The organism is Methylomonas rhizoryzae, assembly GCF_008632455.1.
GTDB lineage: Bacteria > Pseudomonadota > Gammaproteobacteria > Methylococcales > Methylomonadaceae > Methylomonas > Methylomonas rhizoryzae.
Map to the genome: position 1 here is coordinate 3,440,715 of NZ_CP043929.1, position 22,611 is coordinate 3,463,325.

21 protein-coding genes and 1 tRNA gene are annotated in these 22,611 nt (G+C 55.9%); 9 read left to right on the forward strand and 13 right to left on the reverse strand.

Annotation, left to right across the window (positions count from 1 at the left end; translation table 11 throughout):
• Nucleotides 1-31 precede the first annotated feature (31 nt).
• From eno to truD, 5 genes are all read left to right on the forward strand, one after another.
• Nucleotides 32-1,315, forward strand: coding sequence for a phosphopyruvate hydratase (gene eno / locus F1E05_RS15350; RefSeq protein ID WP_150049964.1), 1,284 nt, complete (start codon nt 32-34; stop codon nt 1,313-1,315).
• A 113-nt stretch (nt 1,316-1,428) separates the two neighbouring features.
• Nucleotides 1,429-1,680, forward strand: coding sequence for a septum formation initiator family protein (locus F1E05_RS15355; RefSeq protein ID WP_408631319.1), 252 nt, complete (start codon nt 1,429-1,431; stop codon nt 1,678-1,680).
• 3 nt (nt 1,681-1,683) lie between these two features.
• On the forward strand, nt 1,684-2,379 hold the full coding sequence (ispD, locus tag F1E05_RS15360) for a 2-C-methyl-D-erythritol 4-phosphate cytidylyltransferase (protein ID WP_150049968.1): 696 nt from the start codon (nt 1,684-1,686) through the stop codon (nt 2,377-2,379).
• The gene (gene ispF / locus F1E05_RS15365) at nt 2,376-2,849 is read left to right on the forward strand and encodes a 2-C-methyl-D-erythritol 2,4-cyclodiphosphate synthase (protein WP_150049970.1); all 474 of its coding nucleotides are present in this window, start codon (nt 2,376-2,378) and stop codon (nt 2,847-2,849) included. Before ispD ends, ispF begins: the two co-directional genes overlap by 4 nt.
• Nucleotides 2,850-2,851: 2 nt before the next feature.
• The gene (gene truD, locus F1E05_RS15370) at nt 2,852-3,898 is read left to right on the forward strand and encodes a tRNA pseudouridine(13) synthase TruD (RefSeq protein ID WP_150049972.1); all 1,047 of its coding nucleotides are present in this window, start codon (nt 2,852-2,854) and stop codon (nt 3,896-3,898) included.
• Here the strand turns inward: truD and F1E05_RS15375 are convergent.
• The 5 genes from F1E05_RS15375 to rpoH all read right to left on the reverse strand — a co-directional run bounded on the left by F1E05_RS15375 (nt 3,895) and on the right by rpoH (nt 8,834).
• The gene (locus tag F1E05_RS15375; protein WP_150049974.1) at nt 3,895-4,668 is read right to left on the reverse strand and encodes a TIGR01458 family HAD-type hydrolase; all 774 of its coding nucleotides are present in this window, start codon (nt 4,666-4,668) and stop codon (nt 3,895-3,897) included. The genes truD and F1E05_RS15375 overlap by 4 nt on opposite strands.
• A 52-nt stretch (nt 4,669-4,720) precedes the next feature.
• On the reverse strand, nt 4,721-5,275 hold the full coding sequence (gene rimI, locus F1E05_RS15380; RefSeq protein ID WP_150049976.1) for a ribosomal protein S18-alanine N-acetyltransferase: 555 nt from the start codon (nt 5,273-5,275) through the stop codon (nt 4,721-4,723).
• Nucleotides 5,276-5,287: 12 nt separating this feature from the next.
• The gene (locus tag F1E05_RS15385; RefSeq protein WP_150049978.1) at nt 5,288-6,154 is read right to left on the reverse strand and encodes a uracil-DNA glycosylase; all 867 of its coding nucleotides are present in this window, start codon (nt 6,152-6,154) and stop codon (nt 5,288-5,290) included.
• Nucleotides 6,155-6,166: 12 nt separating this feature from the next.
• Complete coding sequence (locus F1E05_RS15390; RefSeq protein ID WP_150049980.1) at nt 6,167-7,711, reverse strand: 2-isopropylmalate synthase; 1,545 nt, start codon at nt 7,709-7,711, stop codon at nt 6,167-6,169.
• Between the two features lie 271 nt (nt 7,712-7,982).
• A complete protein-coding gene (rpoH, locus tag F1E05_RS15395) occupies nt 7,983-8,834 on the reverse strand; it encodes an RNA polymerase sigma factor RpoH (protein ID WP_150049982.1) in 852 nt (283 codons plus the stop codon).
• A gap of 552 nt (nt 8,835-9,386) precedes the next feature.
• Between rpoH and F1E05_RS20930 the strand changes: the two genes are divergently transcribed.
• A complete protein-coding gene (locus F1E05_RS20930; protein ID WP_367156171.1) occupies nt 9,387-9,497 on the forward strand; it encodes an SUMF1/EgtB/PvdO family nonheme iron enzyme in 111 nt (36 codons plus the stop codon).
• A 126-nt stretch (nt 9,498-9,623) separates the two neighbouring features.
• Here F1E05_RS20930 and pnp read toward each other — a convergent pair whose 3' ends face one another.
• From pnp to F1E05_RS15440, 8 genes are all read right to left on the reverse strand, one after another.
• Complete coding sequence (gene pnp / locus F1E05_RS15405) at nt 9,624-11,702, reverse strand: polyribonucleotide nucleotidyltransferase (RefSeq protein WP_150049984.1); 2,079 nt, start codon at nt 11,700-11,702, stop codon at nt 9,624-9,626.
• An 82-nt stretch (nt 11,703-11,784) separates the two neighbouring features.
• Nucleotides 11,785-12,054 (reverse strand): 30S ribosomal protein S15, encoded by a 270-nt coding sequence (gene rpsO / locus F1E05_RS15410; RefSeq protein WP_150049986.1) that lies wholly within the window; start codon nt 12,052-12,054, stop codon nt 11,785-11,787.
• 91 nt (nt 12,055-12,145) lie between these two features.
• Nucleotides 12,146-13,066, reverse strand: a complete 921-nt coding sequence (truB, locus tag F1E05_RS15415; protein ID WP_150049988.1) for a tRNA pseudouridine(55) synthase TruB — start codon at nt 13,064-13,066, stop codon at nt 12,146-12,148.
• Nucleotides 13,066-13,482, reverse strand: a complete 417-nt coding sequence (gene rbfA, locus F1E05_RS15420) for a 30S ribosome-binding factor RbfA (protein ID WP_150049990.1) — start codon at nt 13,480-13,482, stop codon at nt 13,066-13,068. Before rbfA ends, truB begins: the two co-directional genes overlap by 1 nt.
• A gap of 3 nt (nt 13,483-13,485) precedes the next feature.
• Nucleotides 13,486-16,170, reverse strand: coding sequence for a translation initiation factor IF-2 (gene infB / locus F1E05_RS15425; RefSeq protein WP_150049992.1), 2,685 nt, complete (start codon nt 16,168-16,170; stop codon nt 13,486-13,488).
• A 15-nt stretch (nt 16,171-16,185) separates the two neighbouring features.
• On the reverse strand, nt 16,186-17,697 hold the full coding sequence (gene nusA / locus F1E05_RS15430) for a transcription termination factor NusA (RefSeq protein ID WP_150049994.1): 1,512 nt from the start codon (nt 17,695-17,697) through the stop codon (nt 16,186-16,188).
• Nucleotides 17,687-18,172, reverse strand: a complete 486-nt coding sequence (gene rimP / locus F1E05_RS15435) for a ribosome maturation factor RimP (RefSeq protein WP_150049996.1) — start codon at nt 18,170-18,172, stop codon at nt 17,687-17,689. Before rimP ends, nusA begins: the two co-directional genes overlap by 11 nt.
• Before the next feature lie 126 nt (nt 18,173-18,298).
• Nucleotides 18,299-18,374: transfer RNA gene (locus F1E05_RS15440), tRNA-Phe, on the reverse strand.
• 252 nt (nt 18,375-18,626) lie between these two features.
• Here F1E05_RS15440 and F1E05_RS15445 point away from each other — a divergent pair.
• The 3 genes from F1E05_RS15445 to F1E05_RS15455 are packed head-to-tail and all read left to right on the forward strand — an operon-like array spanning nt 18,627 to nt 22,611.
• Nucleotides 18,627-19,541 carry an AEC family transporter gene (locus tag F1E05_RS15445; RefSeq protein ID WP_150049998.1) on the forward strand — a complete coding sequence of 305 codons (915 nt, stop codon included), beginning with the start codon at nt 18,627-18,629 and terminating at the stop codon, nt 19,539-19,541.
• Nucleotides 19,538-20,734, forward strand: coding sequence for a competence/damage-inducible protein A (locus F1E05_RS15450; RefSeq protein ID WP_150050000.1), 1,197 nt, complete (start codon nt 19,538-19,540; stop codon nt 20,732-20,734). The genes F1E05_RS15445 and F1E05_RS15450 overlap by 4 nt, the downstream gene beginning before the upstream one ends.
• The gene (locus F1E05_RS15455; protein ID WP_150050002.1) at nt 20,725-22,611 is read left to right on the forward strand and encodes an ATP-binding cassette domain-containing protein; all 1,887 of its coding nucleotides are present in this window, start codon (nt 20,725-20,727) and stop codon (nt 22,609-22,611) included. The genes F1E05_RS15450 and F1E05_RS15455 overlap by 10 nt, the downstream gene beginning before the upstream one ends.

A 22,611-nucleotide genomic window follows, 5' to 3' on the forward strand; every position in this document is an offset into this window, starting at 1 on the left:
AAACCTACCATTCATCACGGAGCATTAGAAGATCATGAGAATCGTTGACGTAAAAGCAAGAGAAATTCTGGATTCGCGCGGCAACCCCAGCGTGGAAGCCGACGTATATTTGGATTCCGGCGTGGTCGGCAGCGCCATGGTGCCGTCCGGCGCTTCCACCGGCGAACGCGAAGCCATCGAGTTGCGCGACGGCGACAAATCCCGTTATCTGGGCAAAGGCGTATTGACCGCCGTCAACAACGTCAACACCGAAATCCGCGACGCCGTAATCGGCATGGACGCCGACAAACAAGAGCTGCTGGACGAAAAAATGATTGCCCTGGACGGCAGCAACGCGAAAAGCCGCTTGGGCGCCAACGCGATTTTGGGCGTGTCCATGGCCGCCGCTCGTGCCGCTTCCCTGGAAGCCGGCCAGCCACTGTATCAATTTTTGAACAAAAGCGGCGAATTCGTGATGCCGGTACCGATGATGAACATCATCAACGGCGGTTCGCACGCCGACAACAGCGTCGATTTGCAGGAATTCATGATCTTGCCGGTCGGCGCGCCGACTTTCCGCGAAGCCATCCGTTACGGCGCCGAAGTGTTCCATAATCTGGCCAAGGTATTGAAAGGCAAAGGCCTGGCCACCACCGTGGGCGACGAAGGCGGTTTCGCGCCCAACCTGCGCTCCAACGAAGAAGCCATCGAAGTCATCCTGGAAGCCATCGAAAAAGCCGGCTACAAAGCCGGTCAAGACATCTATCTGGGCATGGACGCGGCCGCTTCCGAATATTTCGACAACGGCAAATACGTATTGGCCGCGGAAAACCGCAGTTTCAGTTCCGAAGCGATGGTCGACTTTTTGGCGGCTTGGGTCGACAAATATCCCATTATCTCCATCGAAGACGGTCTGGACGAAAACGACTGGGACGGCTGGAAACTGTTGACCGACAAATTGGGCGGTAAAATCCAGTTGGTAGGCGACGACTTGTTCGTAACCAACCCGGCCATCCTGAAAGAAGGCATAGACAAAGGCATCGCCAATTCCATCCTGATCAAAGTCAATCAAATCGGCACCCTGACCGAAACTTTGGCGGCGATCAACATGGCAAGCGCGGCCGGCTACACCGCGGTAGTTTCGCACCGTTCCGGCGAAACCGAAGACACCACCATCGCCGACCTGGTAGTTGCTACCGGCACCGGCCAAATCAAAACCGGTTCCTTGAGCCGTTCCGACCGGGTCGCCAAATACAACCGCTTGATGAAAATCGAAGACGAGTTGGGCGCCAAAGCCCGCTACGCCGGCCGCAGCGCATTCAAAATGCTCGGCTAAACCCGATCGGCCGGGCGCAAGCAGCGCCCGGCTATCAACGACTGCCGGTTTGGGTCTTTCCTGCACTCGCCCGAACCGCTTATCGAGGTGTCGTCATTAAATACGTAGTTCTATTGCTTCTAGGCCTGATCGTCCATTTCCAATACCGCTTGTGGATAGGCGACGCCAGCATTTCGCAAATCAGCGAATATCGGCAACGTCTGGAAGAATTAAACAAAGAGATTCAAGACAGCAAAGACAGAAACGATGCGCTGTACGCCGAAGTATTGGACTTACGCAGCGGCTTGGAAACCATAGAAGAACGCGCCCGGTACGAACTGGGCATGGTCAAGGAAAACGAAACCTTTTTTCAGGTGCTTGAGTAGCGCATGATTGCATCAACAAAGTGCTGGGCCGTGGTTCCGGCCGCCGGCGTCGGCAAACGCATGCAGGCCGACCGCCCCAAACAATATCTGCCGCTGGCCGGCAAGACCGTGATCGAACACACTTTGAGTCGCTTGCTGGAATCCGGCGCGTTTCAAAAGGTCGCGACGGCGATCTCGGTCGAAGACCCCTATTGGCCTGAACTGGACATTTCCAAGCATCCCGACGTGATTACCGCCCCCGGCGGCAAGGAACGCGCCGATTCCGTGCTATCGGCCTTACAATCGTTGCAAGGTTTGGCCGGCGAAAACGACTGGGTGCTGGTGCACGATGCCGCCCGCCCCTGCCTGACTGCGCAAGACATTCATTTGCAAATCGAAACTTTGAAAAACGATGCGGTCGGCGGCATTTTGGCCTTGTCGTCGCACGACACCTTGAAACATGTCGACGGCGATACCATCACCGCCACGATAGACAGAACGCAGGTTTGGCGCGCCCTGACTCCGCAAATGTTCAAATACGGCATGCTACGCGACGCCTTGCAGCAAACCCAAGGCAACCCGGCGGTTACCGACGAAGCCAGCGCTTTGGAATTGCTGGGTTATCGACCGAAAATCGTCGAAGGCCGCCCCGACAACCTCAAAATCACCCGCCCGGAAGACCTAGCCCTGGCACAATTTTATCTGGAGCAGCAAGCATGATACGCGTAGGCATGGGATACGACGTGCACCGGTTCAACGACGGCGACCACATCATTTTAGGCGGCGTGATCATTCCTTACGAAAAAGGTCTGGAAGCGCATTCCGACGGCGACGTGGTGTTGCACGCCCTGGCCGACGCCATCTTGGGTGCCGCCGCGCTCGGCGACATCGGCCTGCATTTTCCGGATACCGACCCCGATTTCAAAGGCGCGGACAGCCGCATTTTGCTGCGCCACGTGTATAAAATCGTGCAGGAAAAAGGCTACCGCCTGGTGAACGCCGACATTACCATCATCGCCCAGGCGCCGAAAATGCTGCCGCACGTGTCGGCCATGCGCGCCAATATCGCCGCCGATTTGGCGGTCGAGGTCGACTTCATCAACGTTAAAGCCACTACCACCGAAAAACTGGGTTTCGAAGGCCGTAAAGAAGGTATCGCGGTGCAAGCCGCGGTATTGATAGAATCCTAAGCGTGCCTGCCCACTACCCGCCGGACGACTGGCATTACGCGCACGGCGGCCCAGGCGGCCGCGGCGTATTGAAACAGCAACCCGCCGATTTCGTCGTCGAAGAGCTTTTGCCCTTCGTTCCGGAAGGCTGCGGCGAACACGTGTTTCTCCACATCGAAAACGCCAACGACAACACCGGTTATATCGCCCGCTCCCTGGCGCGGCTTGCCGGGGTCAGGAGCCACGACGTCGGCTTTGCCGGCCTGAAAGACCGCTACGGCTTGACCAGGCAGTGGTTTAGCGTGTGGCTACCCGGCAAGAGCGAACCGGATTGGCAGACTCTGCAATCGGACCATTTGCGCATCCTGACTATTGCCCGCCACGCCCGCAAGTTGAAACGCGGCAGCTTGAGCGGAAACCGGTTTACCATCACGATTCGCGACTTTGGCGGCGACCGGGCCCGTTGCGAACGCCAATTGCAAGCCATCTCGGCCGCGGGCTTCCCCAATTATTTCGGCGAACAACGTTTCGGGCACGGCGGAACCAATATTACCGGCGCGCTAGCGCTGTTCGCAGGCGCAAAGGTCGGACGAGAGTTGCGCTCGCTATACCTATCCGCCGCGCGCAGCTTGCTATTCAACCGCGTGTTGTCCGAACGGGTGAAGACGGCAAGCTGGAATACCGCCTTGCCCGGCGACCTGCTGAACTTGGCGGGCACAAATAGCCGCTTTGCCTGCGATTGCGTGGACGAAGTTTTGCTGGAACGGTTGCAGTCCGGCGACATTCACCCGACCGGTCCTATGTGGGGCCTGGGCGAACTGGCGTCCGGCGCCGAAGTAGTCGAGTTGGAACGGCAAATAGCCGCGTCCGCTCCCGAGTTGAGCGCCGGTTTGGCGGCCGCCGGCTTGCTGCAAGATCGGCGCAGTTTGCGCGTCATCCCGAAAGCGCTGAGCTGGAGGTTTGCCGATACCAACCTGCAGATAAGCTTCGAATTGCCGGCCGGCAGTTACGCCACCGCGCTGCTGAGGGAAATCGTCGAACTCAGTCCGGCCGACAACCGGCCCGCTTAGATCAGCGTGCGCAAATCGGCAATCGAAGCCAGGGTCGCATCCGGCGTCACGCCGGACGCTTGGGCATAGGCCTCGCGGTATTTCCCGGTTTTGACCAACATCCCTTTCAAGCCGGCTTGTTGCGCTCCGCCCACGTCCGAATCGATGTCGTCGCCTACCATGGCTACCTGATGCGCCGGCAAGTCCAACTCCGCCAGTGCCGCTGAGAAAAAAGCGGGCGAAGGCTTGCCGATGACGGTTGCCGCCTTGCCGGTCGCATATTCCAAACCGGTCACGAAAGCGCCGATGTCCAGCTGCAAACCCGCTTCAGTTTGCCAAAACTTGCCTTTATGCAAGGCGATCAGCTCGGAGCCGGCCATCACCCGCTGAAACACCTGATTGAGCAATGCATAGCTCCAGGCCGAACCTATATCGCCGATCACGACAGCTTGCGGCTGTTCGCTATCGCAACTGAATTCACTAAATTCCTTGCATACCTGGTCAGCCAGCAACAATTGGCAGGCCCGGTAGCCGTTGCGGCGCAAATGCAGCAAGGCTGCGTAAGGCGCGCTGATGATCTCCTCGGCTTGAATCGGCAAATTCATGGCTTGCAACTTGACCGCCATGTTAGCTCTGGATAGCGTGGTGGTATTAGTGACGAAACGGTAGGGTATGCCGCGCGCCTTCAAACCGACCAGCAGCTCGGCGCCGCCCGGTATCGCCTCGCACCCGACGAAAAACACGCCGTCCAAATCGAATAGCATGCCGCGAACTTCTGTGAATGCCAGCATAGTGCCTCCCGTAAAATCCAGACTTAGCGCCAGCCGATTGATCGTTCCAGGCTTACAACATCGGCACCAGTTCCAACGCGAACATCAGCGCGTCTTCCCGCCCGCCTTCGGCCGGATAATAATCTTTGCGCTTGCCGATTTCCCGGAATCCGTTTTTTTTATACAACTCGATAGCCCTGGGATTGCTGGGCCTGACTTCCAGGAACAGGGTTTGCGCGCGCGGTCTGGCATATTCGATCAAATGATCCAACATCTTGCGTCCGGCGCCTTGCCCTTGAAACTCCGGGTTAACGCTGATATTCATGATGTGCGCTTCGCCGGCCGCCACCGAAATAATGCAGTAGCCGACCATCAAGTCGTTGGGCAATTCGCACACCCAGTTGGTGTAGTTCATCGCCCGAAAACAGTCCTTGAAGACTCCTTCAGTCCAGGGAAACTGGTAGTTCAGCGCTTCTATCCGCAACACGGTCGGCAGATCGCCATGTTCCATCTTGCGCAAGCGCAGCAAATCTTTGTTCTGTACCGAATCCGGAAACACTTTGGCGTAAAACTCCCGGTCGGCATCGTAAACAACGGCATCTTTCAATCTACGCAACAGCTTCCACATGATTTCTTATAGTTATAAGGATTGATAAACGGACCAAGCAAACTGCAAATCCTCCCAAGCCTTGGCTTTTTCAAGGGGGGAACGCAACAAATACGCCGGATGATGCACCACCACCAAGGGCAAATCGCCCAGCCGATACTGTTTGCCGCGCAAACGGGACAGCGGTTGTTGCGTGTCGAGCAAATTCTGCGCAGCAATGCGGCCAACGGCCAATAGGATTTTTGGTTGCAATAATTGGATTTGCCGCTGCAAAAAATCGTGGCAGGCAGCAACCTCCTCGGCTTGCGGATCCCGATTGTTCGGCGGCCGACATTTCAGCATGTTGGCGATGTACACCTGCTCGCGTTGCAATCCGATGGCTTTGAGCATTTCGTTCAGCAACTGCCCCGCTTTACCGACGAAAGGTTCCCCTTGCAAATCTTCGTTTTGCCCCGGCGCTTCGCCGATCAACATCCAGGTCGCCTGCTTGTTACCGACTCCGAATACGGTCTGGGTGCGGGTTTCGCACAGCGCACAAGCCCGGCACACCGCAACGCTGTGTTGCAAAGATTGCCATGCCTCGGCGGCGTTTTCCGGTCCAGGCCCACGCAGCTCTTGGGTAGATGCACATCCGTCATGGTCTGCGTCCTCTGCCTGACCAAGCTCCGATCTTTCGTCAGCTGCCTCAGCATCCGGGCTTGGGTTTACCGGAAGTGCGGATGTTTGCGGATAAACCAACCCGGAAACATCCGCATCCGCTAAAGTGGTTACCGGCTGCCGGCCGTCCGCATCGGCAAAATCGTCACTCGGCAGCCGGCCGCAAACGCCGGGAGGATGTCTGGCCACCCAGACATCGATATCCATGGCTTGCAAATAACGCAATCGAGCGGCGGCGTCCATCGCGTCCCGCCGTTACACGTCGGCTTTTTGCGGATGTTGGCGTTGATCCGGACTTTGCAGTTTGTTGACGGCGTTGATGTAAGCCTTGGCGGAAGCAATGACGATATCGGTATCGGCGCCAAGTCCGTTGACAATGCGTCCGGCTTTTTCCAGACGGACGGTCACCTCGCCTTGCGCGTCCGTGCCGGTGGTAATGTTGTTGACCGAATACAGGGCCAGGGTCGCACCGGTATTTACCAAACTTTCGATAGCTTTCAAGCTGGCGTCCACCGCCCCGCCGCCTTGCGCATTGCCGGTCAGTTCCTTGCCGTCTAGCATCACCGTGACGCTGGCGTTAGGTACTTCGCCAGTTTCCGAACACACTTTCAAAGATACCAGCTTGATACGTTCGTCCTCGGCTTCGAAGCTTTGCTCGGAGATCAAGGCTTGCAAGTCTTCGTCGAAAATATCGTGCTTTTTGTCCGCCAATTGCTTGAAGCGGTAAAATGCTTCGTTCAGTTCGGCCTCACCGGCGAACTCCACGCCTAATTCGGCCATACGGGTTTTGAACGCATTACGCCCGGAATGCTTGCCCAGCACCATCCGATTAGTAGTCCAGCCCACGTCTTCGGCCCGCATGATTTCGTAAGTCTCGCGGTTCTTCAACACGCCGTCCTGGTGTATGCCGGACTCGTGAGCGAAGGCGTTGGCGCCGACGATGGCTTTGTTCGGCTGCACAGGAAAGCCGGTGATTCCGGATACCAACTTGGAACAGGTGACGATCTCGCGCGCATCCAGGCCGGTGTCGCACGGGAAGAAGTCTTGCCGGGTGCGCACCGCCATGACGATCTCCTCCAGCGAGGCGTTACCGGCCCGCTCACCCAAACCGTTGATGGTGCATTCCACTTGCCGCGCGCCGTTCATCACCGCCGACAGCGAATTGGCCACCGCCAAACCCAAATCGTTATGGCAGTGCACCGAGAAGATGGCTTTGTCGGAATTGGGGATGCGTTTGATCAAATTCGCGATGGTAGCGCCGAACTGTTGCGGCATGCTGTAACCCACCGTATCCGGAATATTCAAGGTGCTGGCGCCGGCGTCGATCACAGCTTCCAGGATGCGGCACAAAAAATCCTCTTCGGAACGACCGGCGTCCTCCGGCGAAAACTCCACATTGTCGGTATATTGCCGCGCCCGCTTAACCGCCCGCACCGCATACTCGATCACCTGATCCGGCTGCATGTTCAGTTTTTTCGCCATATGGATAGGCGAAGTCGCGATGAAGGTATGGATGCGCGAACTTTTGGCGCCTTTCAAGGCTTCGCCGGCCCGGTCTATATCCTTGTCTAAAGCTCTGGCCAAACCGCACACGGTACTGTCTTTGATCGCGTCGGCCACCGCCTGCACCGCTTCGAAATCGCCCTGACTGGCGGCCGGAAAGCCTGCTTCTATCACATCGACTTTCATCCGCTCCAGCGCTCTGGCAATTCGCACTTTTTCGTCGCGCGTCATCGATGCACCCGGGCTTTGTTCGCCGTCGCGCAAAGTCGTATCGAAAATAATCAATCTGTCTTTCATGAGGACTCCATCATGAAACTATCGGCCCTGCGGCCGGGAAATAAAAAGTATTTGTTAAACGCGGGATAGAGTAGTTGCCCCTCAGGGCAGCAGTCTCAAAGATAGGACGCAAGCCGCATTGCATAGGGCAGGGCCTGAAATCGAAGTGCTTGATGTGATAGGGATTACGGCTGTCATGGCGCGCACTATAGCCGATTGCGGCAAACGACTCAAGCGCGAGCGTTTTAGCAAGACAAACGCTCCGGCTGCCGAAGCGCTTGCCTCTTGGCAATTATGCGGCCAACACCATGACCGCTTTGAGTTTTTTCATTGCGCTTTGCTCCAGTTGCCGGATACGTTCCGCCGACACCTGGTAACGATCGGCCAAGTCGTGCAACGTGGCTTTTTCTTCCGACAACCAGCGGCTGACTAAAATATCGCGGCTTCTGTCGTCCAGTTCGGCCATCGCATTAACCAAAATGTCTTCCTTGCGCTCTTGCCAATCGCTGTTTTCCAACAACAAAGCCGGGTCGGCGTTTTGTTGTTCCAAGTACGCGATAGGCGCGACTTGGCGGTCGTCTTCGTCTTCGGCGCCGGGTTCCAGAGCGACGTCCGCTCCGTCCATACGTCTCTCCATTTCGTAAACCACGTCGACACCGACGTCCAGATTTTCGGCAATCGCAGCGGCATCGGCCGGCGATAAATGATTCAGATCCTTTTTCAACTTTCTCAAGTTGAAGAACAACTTACGCTGAGCTTTAGTCGTAGCCACCTTGACAATACGCCAATTTTTTATCACGTATTCGTGTATCTCGGCCTTAATCCAATGTACGGCGAACGACACCAAGCGCACCCCCATATCCGGATCGAAGCGCTTAACCGCTTTCATCAAGCCGACGTTGCCCTCTTGAACGATGTCCGCCATAGGCAAACCGTATCCGGCATACCCTCTGGCGACGTGGGCCACAAAGCGCAGATTAGACATCACCAACTCTCGAGCAGCGCTCAAATCGCCATCGTCCCGGTAGCGAACCGCCAAATCGTATTCTTGCTCGGCCGACAATTTCGGCACACGCGCAATCAGAGCCAAATAACTGTCGAACGTCCCAACCGTCAAATTCACCGGTAAAGCCAACATATTCATTGCCAACTCCAATCAATCCACAATTGTTTAACTGGAGACGATTTTAGCACTCGATTCACAAGAGTGCTAATAACAGCTGAAAATTTATTTTCGCTTCCAACATTCACTACTATAACCCAGGCCACCGTCGCGAATTTCGCAAGGTATTCTTTCAGCACCTGAATGTAGTTTTCATGAGATCTTTGGCCTTCGGGGCCTGTTGCAAAACTTCATTTCAGGCCCGGATGGGTCTGATGCAATTCAGAGTTGGCACACGCCAATTCAGCAATAACATCCCGCCATGCCGAAGGCGGAACGCGGTCATCGGATGACGGGATGATACGCGGGTTTTTGTACTTCTTTGCATTTCCGTGCATTCTCAAATAGCCCGATGGCCGAACCCAAAATATTCGAGAAGCGCGCAGGCGATTTTTCTGTCGGATGGCTCGAGATTTGTCTCGGCGGATAAGCCCTGTAGGGACGCTTGAGTGGCCGATTAGATACGTTTCGGACAAGATCATCTCAAAATCACCTTTTAACGAAAAACCTTGCCAAGCTTTATTTTGAATTGGGCTGAATAGTTACGGACGGCTTTGCTATACCGCACCGGTCGCGCAATTCCAACCGAACACCTTTGGTCTGTTCGACGTGTTGGGCAATGTCTGGGAATGGACGGACAATTGATAGTGCCTGCCGCTAACCGGGAAAACTCGGCGAATTTTATCCCGCTGCGCCAAGCCATGGGCACACGCGCAATAAAAAAGGGCCGTAAAGCCCTTTTTTATTGCCGCTTAAGGATATGATCTGCGGTTAAGCCGTTTCCGCATCCTTCATGCTCAAGCGCACCCGGCCTTGGCGGTCGATTTCCAGCACTTTGACGCGGACGATGTCGCCTTCGGACAATTTGTCGCTGACTTTTTCCACCCGCTCGTCGGAGATTTGCGAGATGTGCACCAGGCCGTCTTTGCCGGGCAGGATGGTAACGAAGGCGCCGAAGTCCATCAAGCGCACAACCTTGCCTTCGTAGGTTTTGCCTACTTCGACTTCGGCGGTGATTTCTTCGATCATGCGGCGGGCTTCTTCACCGGCGGCTTTATCCACCGAGGCGATATTGACCACGCCGTCGTCGTTCAAATCGATGCTGGCACCGGTTTGCTCGGTGATGGCGCGGATGGTCACCCCGCCTTTGCCGATCACTTCGCGGATTTTGGCCGGATCGATTTTGAAGCTGATGATGCGCGGCGCGAAGTCGGACATTTGTTCGCGCGAGCTGGACAGGGCTTTGTTCATTTCGCCCAAAATGTGCAAGCGGCCTTGTTTGGCTTGCGCCAGCGCCACTTGCATGATTTCCGGGGTGATGCCGTCGATCTTGATGTCCATTTGCAGCGCGGTGACGCCGTGTTCGGAGCCGGCCACTTTGAAGTCCATGTCGCCCAGATGGTCTTCGTCACCCAAAATATCGGACAACACTGCGAATTCCTCGCCTTCCTTGATCAAGCCCATGGCGATGCCGGCTACCGGCGCTTTCAACGGCACGCCGGCGTCCATCAAAGCCAAGCTGCTGCCGCATACCGACGCCATGGAGCTTGAGCCGTTGGATTCGGTGATTTCCGAAACCACCCGAAGCACGTAAGGGAATTCGCCCATGGTCGGCAACACGGCTTGCACGCCGCGTTTAGCCAGGCGGCCGTGACCGATTTCCCGGCGTTTGGGCGAGCCGACCCGGCCGGTTTCGCCGACGCTGAACGGCGGAAAGTTATAGTGAAACAGGAAAGTATCTTTGTATTCGCCGGCCAAGGCGTCGATGATTTGCGCATCGCGGTCGGTACCCAAGGTGGCCACGACCAAGGCTTGAGTTTCGCCGCGGGTAAACAATGCCGAGCCATGGGTGCGCGGCAACACGCCGGTGCGCACGCTAATCGGCCGCACGGTGGTCAAATCGCGGCCGTCTATGCGTTTGCGGTCGCGCAAAATGGCACCGCGCACGATATCGTATTCCAGCTGTTCGATGACGTTGCGGATGTCGCCTTCGGCATACAAGCCGTCCGCGCTCAGCTTTTCCACCACAACACTGCGAACGCCGCTCAAGGTATCCTGACGTACCAGTTTCTCGGGAATTTGGTAGGCGGCTTGAATGTCGGCGGCGCAGGCGTTTGCCACCGCGGCTTTCAGTGCCGCATCAGTTTCGATCGAGGTCCAGCCCATAGCCGGCGTGGCGACTTCTGCGGCCAATGCGTTGATCGCGTCTATAGCCGTCTGCATGTGTTCGTGGCCGAACAGCACCGCGCCCAGCATCACGTCTTCGGGCAGCAAGTCGGCTTCCGATTCCACCATCAACACGGCTTGTTGCGTGCCGGCCACCATCAAGCGCAACCGAGATTCCTTCAGCTGCGGCAAGCTCGGGTTCAGTACGTACCGGTCGTCGATGTAACCGACGCAAGCCGCGCCCAAGGGCCCTTTGAACGGCAGGCCGGAGATCGCCAATGCCGCAGACGCGCCCAGGATAGCCGGTACCTCGGTGTCGACTTCCGGGTTCAACGACACCACGGTGGCAATGATTTGAACTTCGTTGGTGAAGCCTTCCGGAAACAACGGCCGAATCGGACGGTCGATCAGGCGCGAAATCAGAGTTTCGTTCTCGCTCGGACGGCCTTCGCGCTTGAAAAAGCCGCCGGGTATTTTACCTGCGGCGAAGGCTTTTTCTTGATAGTCCACCGTCAATGGGAAAAAATCGCCGCCGCTGCCTTCTTTTTTACCGACTACGGTGACCAAAAGAGAGGTGCCTTCTACGTCGATCATCACCGCGCCGTTGGCTTGGCGGGCTATTTCACCGGTTTCTAACGTGACGAGTCGATCGCCGTATTGAAATTGCTTCCGGATTGGATTCACTATGGGGTTCCTTGGTGTAAAGGTTGGTTCGAAAAATTGCGTGAACGCAGAAACGGCACAAAAGTGCCGTTTCTTCAAAACGTTATTTACGGATGCCTAGACGGTCAATCAAGGAGCGGTAACGCGCCATGTCGGTGCTTTTCAAGTAATCCAGCAACTTGCGGCGTTGGTTAACCATGCGTAACAGGCCGCGGCGGGAATGATTGTCTTTTTTGTGAGTTGCGAAATGCGGGCTCAGTTGGTTGATGTTTTCGGTCAACAGCGCAACTTGCACTTCGGTGGAGCCGGTGTCGGATTCCGACAAACGGAACGCTTCGACGATCTGTTTTTTCTTTTCTGCAGTTAATGCCATTCTTAATCCCTATCGATTAATGTGTTGAAAAATGCCACCGGCCGGTGGCGAGATAGCCCGCTTCCACCATAGGGTGTAGAAGCGGAAAATTTTATGCCCGATCAGCGCTGTGACCCTGCAGGTTAAACAGCTTTCTGGGGGCTAGTTTATCATTCAATAGAATTTCTCCCAACCCTAAAAAGGCATGCGGGCCGTACATGCGGACCGAGCCGGGCGGATGGCCGCTCAGCCGGATGGCTTGGCCGTGCACGATACAAACGGATTGTTCCGGTGACAGCGCCACCGCCGGCAGATCGCTCAGCGGTAAATCGGGCGGCAACAAGCACGCCGTCAACGCCTGTTCGCTCATGGCCTGCAATTGCTCCAGCGTGTAGGCCTGCTCCAGTGCAAACCGGCCGGCCGCCGTGCGCCTCAAGGCCGTGACCGTCGCGCAAGTCCCTAACGCCGAGCCGATGTCTTCTACCAACGACCGGATATAAGTGCCTTTGGAGCAACGCACGTCGAGGCTGATCGAGTCGCCGGAAAATGCCAATAATTCGATGGCTTGAATCGAGATGAGCCGCGGCGCGCGGGCTACGGTTTTACCTTCCCGCGCCAGCTCGTACAGCTTGCGTCCGTTCAATTTCAAGGCGGAATACATAGGCGGTACTTGCTCTATTCGGCCGACAAAGCCTTGTAAACAAGCCTGCAATCCGAATTCGCTAATCTCCGGCACCGGCTTGGTTTCGAGCACGCTCCCCTCGCTGTCGCCAGTGTCGGTCAAAACGCCTAAACGCATGGTGACGTGGTAACGCTTGTCGTCGTCCAACATCAAACCGGAAACTTTAGTGGCCTCGCCGAAACACAAGGGCAACAAACCGGTAGCCAAAGGATCCAGACTGCCGGTATGCCCGGCCTTGTTGGCGTTATACAAGACCCTGACTTCCTGCAAGGCTTTGTTGGACGAAACGCCTAGCCGTTTATCGAGCAACACGATGCCGTGCACATCGCGCCCGGATTTACGTTTAGCCATCAAGCCTCGTCGTCGGTTTCCGCCACTGGGCCGGATGCCGATTCCGCCTGTCCGGCGGCGTCGGAATGAACTCCGGTTTCCCGCAACAATGCGTCGACCCGCATACCGGTATCGAACGAATGATCGTAATGAAAATGTAATTCCGACATATGCCGCAGCCGCATGCGCTTGGCCAACTCGTGCCGAATAAACGGTGCCATTTCGTTCAGGACTTCCAAATTACGTTGTTTACCAGCCGAATCGGCGTTCAACACCGTGAAATAGATTTTTGCCACCGCTAAATCTTTGGATAATTCCACTTCGTTAACGGTAATAAAGCCCAAGCGCGGATCTTGCACCTCTCGCTGCAAGATGAGAGCCAATTCCTTCTGCATTTCCGACGCAACCCGCTGGCTGCGACCAAACTCTCTCGCCATGCCTTAGATTTCCCGCTTGATTTCGATTCTTTCGAATACTTCGATTTGATCGCCGACTTTGACGTCGTTGTAGTTCTTCACGCCGATACCGCATTCCATGCCCATTTTGACTTCGGTCACATCGTCTTTGAAGCGGCGCAAGGATTCCAACTGACCTTCGTAGATCACTACGTTGTCACGCAGCACCCGAATCGGTAAATTGCGTTTGACGTAACCGTCGATGACCATGCAGCCGGCGACTGCACCGAATTTCGGCGAACGGAACACGTCGCGCACTTCGGCCAAACCGACGATTTTCTCTTGGATGTCGGGCGCCAACATTCCGCTGATGGCTCGTTTGACTTCGTCGATGGCATCGTAAATGACGCTGTAATAATGCAAATCCAGACCTTTTTCTTCGATCAGCTTGCGCGCAACCGCATCGGCGCGCACGTTGAAGCCGATCAAAATCGCCCCGGAGGTGATCGCCAGGTTGGCATCGCTTTCGGTAATGCCGCCTACGCCGCTATAAACGCATTTGACTTGCACTTCGTCGGACGACAAACCGACCAAGGATTCGCGCAACGCTTCCAAGCTGCCTTGCACGTCGGTCTTCAACACGATGTTCAAGGTCAACGTTTCGCCGGCGGTCATTTTGGAGAACACATCGTCCAATTTCGAGGCAGCGGAAGCTTGGCGGCTGGATTTTTTACGATCTTCGCGGTGCGCGGCCAGTTCGCGCGCCACCCGCTCGTTTTGCACCACCAGAAAATCGTCGCCTGCGTCCGGGGTACCGGATAAACCGAGAATTTCCACCGGCGCGCTGGGACCGGCGGTTTTAACCGGGTGAGAGTTTTCGTCGAACATCGCCCGAATCCGGCCATACTCGTGGCCGCACAACACGAAATCGCCGCGACTCAAGGTACCTTTTTGCACGATGACGGTGGCTATCGCACCGCGGCCTTTATCCAAACGCGATTCGATACACACGCCGGACGCGCCGCCTTCGACCGGCGCTTTCAATTCCAGAATCTCGGCTTGTACGATCAAGGTTTCGATCAATTCGTCGATACCGGCACCGGTTTTAGCCGAAACGCGCAAAAACGGCACGTCACCGCCCCACTCTTCCGGCACCACGTTCAAGTTGACCAATTCCTGCATAACCCGGTCCGGATTGGCTTCCGGCTTATCGATTTTGTTCAAAGCAACCAACATGGGCACCTTAGCGGCGCGCGCATGTTCTATCGCTTCTTTGGTTTGCGGCATCACGCCGTCGTCGGCCGCCACTACCACGATAACGATGTCGGTCACCTCGGCACCGCGCGCCCGCATCGCGGTAAACGCCGCATGGCCCGGGGTGTCGAGGAAGGTTACCGCGCCGTGGTCGGTTTTAACCTGATAAGCACCGATATGCTGAGTAATACCGCCCGCTTCGCCGGCGGCAACCCGGGTTTTACGGATGTAGTCCAACAACGAGGTTTTACCGTGGTCGACGTGACCCATAATGGTGACGATAGGCGCCCGCGCACTGACTTTATGCTCTTCGAGATCGCCAACGACTTCGGCCAACATTTCCTGCTCGAAATCGTCCTCGCTTTGCATAATGGCTTTGTGACCCATTTCCTCGACCAAAATCACCGCGGTTTCCTGGTCGATGGCCTGGTTGATGGTGGACATGATGCCGAGTCTCATCAAATGCTTGATCACTTCGGCGGCTTTGATGTTCATCTTGGCAGCCAGATCGGACACGATGATGGTCTCTGGGATCCTAACTTCGTGTACGGTAGGCGCGACCGGTTTCTCGAATCTATGTTTGCTGGTTTGTAATTCGATTTCGAATTCAGGTTTTTCCCGGCGTGCTTGCTTGCCCTTCTTCGCTTTGTGGCGGCGACCGGCGCTGTCGCCGGCATCGACACTACTGACTTCTTGGCTGGGACCGCGGGTCGCTTTAAATTCCTGTTTCTTTTTATGCAGAGTCTGCTGTTTAGCTTCCGCCGCACGCCGCACTTTCTCGGCGTTTTTCTCGACCGCCGCCTCCAAGCGCTGTTTTTTCTCCAAGGCTAAACGTTCTTCATCCGTCATTTCTTTAACCTCGGGCTTAACCGGTTTTGCCGGCTGCGATGCGGTCTCTGCTGCGGCTGTCCGGACGGGTTTGGGGCTAGCCTCCGGAACGCGAGTTTCCGCAGCCTCCGGCGTTGGCGCAACGGAAGCGGCAGGCGCGGTTTCCGCCACAGCTGCGGCCGGCGTATCCCGCTCCGGATGATGCGGCGCCTCGTCGTGCTCGCGTCGCAGAGCTTCTTCCTGCATCCTTTGACGCTTTTGCTGTTCCAGCTCCTCCAATGCTTGCTTGGCCCGTTCGGCTTCGCGCTGTTCCGGGCTGACGAAGGCTTCGCTACGTTTGATGTAAGTTTTTTGCTTGCGCACTTCGACGCTGACCGTCTTGGTACCGGAGCCCGGAACCGACGCTTGACGCAATTCGGTCTTAGTGCTGCGCTTCAAGGTGATACGCTTAGGACTCACCGCCTCTTGGTCGTTGTCACCCTTGCCGTGTCGTTTGCGCAAGTGGGCCAACAACTTGACTTTTTCGTCGTCGGTAATGATGTCTTCAGGCGCGCCGTGGGTTAAGCCTGCTTCCTTCAGTTGCTCCAAAAATTTTTCTAAAGGAATGCCGACCACTTCAGCCAATGCCTGTACCGTTTTATCGCTCATAGTATCCTCCTAGCGTTAGCCTTTATCCTCGACGAACCAAGATTCGCGGGCTTTCATGATCAGCTTACCGGCCCTGTCCTCATTCATGCCGGTGAAGCCGATTATGTCGTCAATCGACTGCTCGGCCAAGTCATCCAGCGTCACAATACCGTTGGCCGCCAATTCGTGCGCCAAGGTCTCATCCATCCCTTCCATCTCCAGCAACTCGGGGCTGGGCTCGGAAGTCTCGATTTCTTCTTCGGACGCAATCGCTTTAATCAGCAACGCGTCCTTAGCCCTGCTACGCAAGGCCTCTACCAACTCTTCGTCGAAACCTTCGATCTCCAACATTTCGTCGACCGGTATGTAAGCGATTTCTTCGATGTTGCTCAAGCCCACTTCCACCAGCACGTCGGCGATTTCTTCGTCGACGTCCAACAGCTTCATGAATTCTTCTTTAGCTTTTTGGGCTTTTTCGTCCATGTTTTTATCAACTTGCGATGCGTCGAGTATGTTCAGCTCCCAACCGGTCAGCTCCGAAGCCAAACGCACGTTCTGCCCGCCGCGACCTATCGCTTGCGACAAACTGTCGGTAGTGACGGCTACGTCCATGCTGTGCTTGTCCTCGTCGACCACGATGGATTGAATTTCCGCCGGCGACATGGCATTGATGACGAATTGCGCTTCGTTCGGATTCCATAAGATGATGTCCACCCGTTCGCCGGCCAATTCGTTGGAAATGGCCTGCACCCGCGAACCGCGCATGCCGACGCACGCACCGACCGGGTCCAAGCGCGGATCGTTAGCCTTGACCGCAATTTTCGCCCGCGAGCCGGGATCTCTGGCCGCTGCGATGATGTCGATCAAACCTTCTCCAACTTCCGGCACTTCCAGACGGAATAGCGCAGTCAGCAATTCCGGCGCGGTGCGGCTTACGAATAACTGCGGCCCGCGCTGCTCGGAACGCACCGCTTTCAAATAACCGCGCACCCGGTCGCCCATGCGTATCGGTTCTTTGGGAATCATGTCTTCGCGGGCGATATAAGCCTCGACGTGACCACCCAAATCCAGGTAGACGTTGCCTTTTTCCACGCGTTTGACGATACCGGTAATCAATTCGCCGACGCGGTCTTGATACGCTTCTACGATTTTGCGCCGCTCGGCTTCCCTGACTTTTTGGATAATCACCTGCTTGGCGGTTTGCGCGGCAATCCGGCAAAACGCGACCGATTCAATCTCCTCTTCGATGTAATCGCCTACGGCAACGCTGGGATTATCCAACTGAGCCACTTCCAGCAACACCTGCCAGCTTGGGTGTTCCACGTCGCCGTTGATGTCAGGATTGGCTTCTACCACCAACCAACGGCGGTAGGTCACGTAGTCGCCGGTATGCCGATTAATATTGACGCGGACTTTGATCGGGTTTTCGTAACGCTTGACGGTGGCGGCTTCCAGTGCGGACTCGATGGCCTGAAAAATAATTTCCTTGTCGATCTCTTTTTCGTTAGCGAATACGTCCGCTACCAATAAAATCTCTTTATTTGCCACTACGTCCTCCTTTTTTAAGTAAGTATTCGGGCACCAAACGCGCCTTGCTCATTGCTTGAAACGGCACTTTGATAACCTGTTCGCCTTCCAGCAACACCACTTGATCATCTTCCACCGACTGAATTTGTCCGGTTATTTTTCGGCGTTTGTCTACCGGCTTGAATAAATTGACCGTTACGGTCGCGCCGGCAAAACGTTCGAATTGGCTCAGCTTGAAAAACGGCCTGTCCTCTCCCGGCGAGGAAACCTCCAATTGATATTCGCCTTGGATAGGATCCTCGACATCCAGCATACCGCTGAGCTGATGGCTGACTTTGGTGCAGTCTTCCAGCAAAATCCCGTTTTCGCTATCGATGTACACGCGTAACAACCCATGTTTCGGATGAGCGTTATACTCTACCCCCACACACTCGTATCCCAGCCCTTCTACAACAGGCTCTATCAATGCCACCAGATGCTCTGGAGCGTGCTTCATAATTCAGCTTGCCTTCTTGAACACAAAAAAAAAGAGCCGCAGGCTCTTCCCTAAACTTGTTAATCTAGGGCTCGCACAGCCCAAAAATAAAAAACCCCATAACGGGGCTCTTTAAAAAAGCAGTCATGGTGCCCAAGGACAGAATCGAACTGTCGACACGAGGATTTTCAGTCCTCTGCTCTACCGACTGAGCTACCTGGGCGCTACTGCTGATTCATTGACAGCAACTTGTCAATATCCGCTCATTATACGCATTAATATTTTTTCGTGCAATCAGTAGATTACGATCCGGGAAACGGTAATATATGCCAAGCCATGTAAATCGCGGTCTCCCGGCGCATATACCACCCGCAAAATAGATAGTACTGCCCCCTTGGCGGAGACGGCCACCCGGCCAAAACAGATAGCGCACGCTACTACGCGTGCTCCTCGCAAACCTTATTTATCGTTACCGATGACAGCCACTTTGCTGCAAATGACCGTTTTGATGTTATGCGGAGCCGGTTGGCGTTTGTTTCCGCTACGTGGCTTATCGGCCGAACAAACTCGCTTGGTTTTGACCAGCGTGGTCTATTACTTCTTTTTACCGGCCATGGTGCTGGACGTATTATGGCAGGCCGAACTGGGCTGGCAATCGCTACAATTCAGCGCACTGGGATGCGGCGCCATTCTATTGGGCGTGATCTTAAGCATTGCCGTTGCCCGGTTGTGCCGCTTTCAACCGGCACAAACCGGCGCATTCGTTCTGGCTACTGCCTTTCCCAACGTAACCTATCTGGGCCTGCCGGTGCTGGAACAGATTTACGGCGGCTGGGCCCGCTCCGTGGTCATCCAGATCGATTTATTCGCCGCGGCACCTATGGTGTTCACCTTAGGCATCGCGCTAGCCGGACACTACGGCACAAATGACGTACACAAGCCCAAATTTTTCCTCAGTTATTTCAATACTCCGCCCTTCTGGGCCGCACTGCTTGCCGTAACGCTTAATCTTTGGCAGGTTGCCAACCCTGTCTGGTTGCACGGTTTGCTGCAAAAAGTAGCGGCGGCAGTAGCACCGTTGATGATTTTTTCCCTGGGCTTAGCGTTAAGCTGGCAAACATTACGCTGGCGTAATCTACCCTACCTTATACCCATCGTCGGCCTGAAACTGCTTGTACTGCCCTGGTGCGCCGGCTTCATGGCCGACTGGGTGGGACTGGGCGCTCAATTCAAAACCGTGGCGCTGTTGGATTTGGCCATGCCGAGCATGCTGCTGGGAGTGGTATTATGCGACCGCTATCGACTGGATAGCGCTTTGTACGCTACCGCCGTGACCGCCACCACCTTGCTGAGCTTGTTCAGTCTGCCGTTTTGGTTTCAACGCTTATGAACCCGGTCGCCGAAATTTTCTCGCAAGGCCAAGAAGTAGTCAGCGGACACATCGTCGACAGCAACGCCGCCTGGCTGGCGACCGAACTGACCGAAATAGGCTTTCGAGTCACGCGCCACAGCGCGGTCGGCGACCGGCTGGAAGAGTTGGTCGCGTTGATGAAGGAAATCGCCGGACGCGCCGATTGTTGCATTTGCACCGGCGGTTTGGGGCCGACCTGTGACGATCTGACCGCCGAGGCGGTCCGCGTCGCCGCCGGTACAACGTTGGAATTGGACGAGACCGCGTTAGCGCAAATCGAAAGTTATTTCCAGCAACGTCAGCGCTCCATGCCGGACATCAACCGCAAACAGGCTTATCTACCCGGCGGCGCCCGGCGCATCGACAACTTGACCGGCACGGCACCGGGATTTGCGTTGCGCATGGAGCGCTGCCTGTTCGTCTTCCTTCCGGGCGTGCCGCGCGAAATGAAAGCCATGTATCCGCAGGTCCGCTTACTATTGCAGGCGGAATTCGCCTTGCTAGCCCCGCGTCTGGTCACTTTACGCAGCGTCGGCATCGGCGAGTCCGGCATTCAGCAATTGCTGGACGGTTTTGAAGTACCGGCGGGGATCGAACTGGGTTTTCGCGCCGCGGCTGACGAAGTACAAACCAAACTGCTGTTTCCGGGCGACTACGATCCCTTGGAACGCCACCGGATTGCGCAACGACTGCGCGAATTGATAGGCGATTGTGTGTTCGCGGTAGACGGCTTGGACGATGGCGGCGGCGATTTATTGGCCACTATAGACCGCGACTTGCGCGACCGGCATCTTCGCGTGGCACTGCTGGAAACCGCGAGCGGCGGTGCCTTGGCGGCGAAATGCCAAGCCTATGATTGGCTGGAAGTTGCCTTCGTCGCCAAAAACGACAAACAGGCCGCCCGCCAACTGAATGTCGCGCTGGAAAACAGCGAAGATCCGGCCGTCTCGGTACGCCAGCTGGCTTACGGCTTATCCGCCTACCGGGCCGACATCGAACTGCTGCAGTTATTCCGGGCGGATGCCGGCGGCTTCCGGCTTTATAATTTCTTGCAAACCCATGAGGCGGTCTACCACCGCCAACATTTTTTGTTCGGCGCCCATTTCAATCAAACCCAGACCGCGGTGCTGACTTTGGATTTACTCAGACGCTATTTACAACAATGCCTTTAATCCGCTTAACCGACGTTTCTATCGCTTTCGGCACCCATTCCTTGCTGGAAAATGCCGCTTTTCAACTCGATCCCGGCGAGCGCGTCGGCTTGCTGGGCCGCAACGGCGAAGGCAAGTCCACCTTAATGAAAATCATCGCCGGCGCGATTGCCGCTGATCACGGCGAAGTCTGGCGACAACCGGAGCTACGCCTGGCTTGGCTGGAACAAATGCCGGATTTGCAAGACGATGCCAGCATTTACGAAGCCGTTGCCGGCGGCCTAGGCGCTTTGGGCGATTTGATCGCCCAATATCACGACTTGCTCACCCACATGGACGGCAGCGAGTCATCCTTACAGGCTTTGGGCGCCATCCAGCACAAACTGGAAGCCGGCCAAGGCTGGCATTTCCAACAGCGGGTCGAATCGGTCCTCAGCCGCTTGCAATTACCGGCCGACCTGAAGGTCGGCAGCTTGTCCGGCGGCTGGAAACGGCGGGTGGCCCTGGCTAAAGCCCTGGTCATCGATCCGGAGGTGCTGCTGCTGGACGAACCGACCAACCATTTGGATTTCGAAAGCATCACCTGGCTGGAAGAACAACTGCTCAACTTTTCCGGCGCGTTGCTGTTCGTAACCCACGACCGGGCCTTCCTGCAAAAGTTGGCGACCCGCATCGTCGACCTGGACCGCGGTCAGCTGACCTCATGGCCCGGCAATTATCAGGACTATTTGCAGCGCAAAGCCGCGGCCCTGGACGAAGAAGCCGGCCATAACGCCGAGTTCGACAAAAAACTGGCCAAGGAAGAAGCCTGGATCCGCCAAGGCATCAAAGCCCGCCGCACCCGCAACGAAGGCCGGGTGCGCGCCTTGAAAAAACTGCGCGCCGAACGCGCCGAACGCCGCAACACGCAAGGCACCGCCAAATTAGCGCTGGCTCAAGCCGACGCGTCCGGCAAAAAAGTGGTGGAAGCCAAAAACGTCAATTTCTGCTACGCCGACAACACCATCGTCGCCGATTTTTCCATGCGCATCGAGCGCGGCGACAAAATCGGTCTGATCGGCAATAACGGTGCCGGAAAATCTACGTTGTTGAAACTGCTGCTGGGTCAACTAACGCCGACCGGCGGCAGCGTCGAGCTGGGCACCAACCTGCAAATCGCCTACTTCGACCAATTGCGCGAACAATTGGACCCGGACGCCAGCGTGGCGGACAGCGTCGCCGACGGCGGCGAATTCATCGATTTGCCCGGCGGGCGACGGCACGTCATGAGTTATCTGGCCGATTTTTTGTTCGCACCGGCCCGCGCCCGCTCGCCGGTGCGCAGCTTGTCCGGCGGCGAAAAAAACCGTTTGCTGCTGGCACGGCTATTCACCAAGCCGGCCAACTTGATCGTGATGGACGAACCCACCAACGATCTGGACTTGGAAACCCTGGAGATCCTGGAAGAAAAGTTGGTGGATTTTCAAGGCACATTATTGTTGGTCAGCCACGACCGGGAGTTTCTGGATAACGTAGTCACCAGCGTACTGGTGTTCGAAGGCGCGGGCAAGATCGGCGAATACGTCGGCGGCTATGCGGATTGGCTGGCGCAAACCGCTAAGCAAAAACCGGCTGAATCGGCTAAAGCCGCAGCCGAAGCGAGCAAAAAAGAAAAACCGAAAAGCGCGCCGAGCAAAAAGCTCAGCTATAAAGAACAAAAGGAACTGGAGCAACTGCCGGATCGCATCGAACAGCTGGAAGCCTTACAAACCGAACTGACCGCTACCATCAATTCGCCGGCTTTTTACAAGCAAAGCCCGGAAGCCGTCGCTCTAACCTTGGACGACTTAAAAAACGCCACCGATTCACTTGCCCAAGCTTACCGGCGTTGGGACGAATTGGATGCCTTGCAAAACTGA

Bases quoted from the DNA above. Each gene is read 5' to 3' on its own strand.
- F1E05_RS15390 (WP_150049980.1), bottom strand. From the start codon at position 7,711: ATGAAAGACAGATTGATTATTTTCGATACGACTTTGCGCGACGGCGAA.
- ispF (WP_150049970.1), top strand. From the start codon at position 2,376: ATGATACGCGTAGGCATGGGATACGACGTGCACCGGTTCAACGACGGC.
- truB (WP_150049988.1), bottom strand. From the start codon at position 13,066: ATGGCTAAACGTAAATCCGGGCGCGATGTGCACGGCATCGTGTTGCTC.
- F1E05_RS15385 (WP_150049978.1), bottom strand. From the start codon at position 6,154: ATGGACGCCGCCGCTCGATTGCGTTATTTGCAAGCCATGGATATCGAT.
- F1E05_RS15375 (WP_150049974.1), bottom strand. From the start codon at position 4,668: ATGCTGGCATTCACAGAAGTTCGCGGCATGCTATTCGATTTGGACGGC.
- rbfA (WP_150049990.1), bottom strand. From the start codon at position 13,482: ATGGCGAGAGAGTTTGGTCGCAGCCAGCGGGTTGCGTCGGAAATGCAG.
- F1E05_RS15455 (WP_150050002.1), top strand. From the start codon at position 20,725: ATGCCTTTAATCCGCTTAACCGACGTTTCTATCGCTTTCGGCACCCAT.
- F1E05_RS15445 (WP_150049998.1), top strand. From the start codon at position 18,627: ATGACAGCCACTTTGCTGCAAATGACCGTTTTGATGTTATGCGGAGCC.
- rpoH (WP_150049982.1), bottom strand. From the start codon at position 8,834: ATGAATATGTTGGCTTTACCGGTGAATTTGACGGTTGGGACGTTCGAC.
- ispD (WP_150049968.1), top strand. From the start codon at position 1,684: ATGATTGCATCAACAAAGTGCTGGGCCGTGGTTCCGGCCGCCGGCGTC.
- rpsO (WP_150049986.1), bottom strand. From the start codon at position 12,054: ATGGCATTAACTGCAGAAAAGAAAAAACAGATCGTCGAAGCGTTCCGT.
- rimP (WP_150049996.1), bottom strand. From the start codon at position 18,172: ATGAAGCACGCTCCAGAGCATCTGGTGGCATTGATAGAGCCTGTTGTA.
- infB (WP_150049992.1), bottom strand. From the start codon at position 16,170: ATGAGCGATAAAACGGTACAGGCATTGGCTGAAGTGGTCGGCATTCCT.
- F1E05_RS15450 (WP_150050000.1), top strand. From the start codon at position 19,538: ATGAACCCGGTCGCCGAAATTTTCTCGCAAGGCCAAGAAGTAGTCAGC.
- rimI (WP_150049976.1), bottom strand. From the start codon at position 5,275: ATGTGGAAGCTGTTGCGTAGATTGAAAGATGCCGTTGTTTACGATGCC.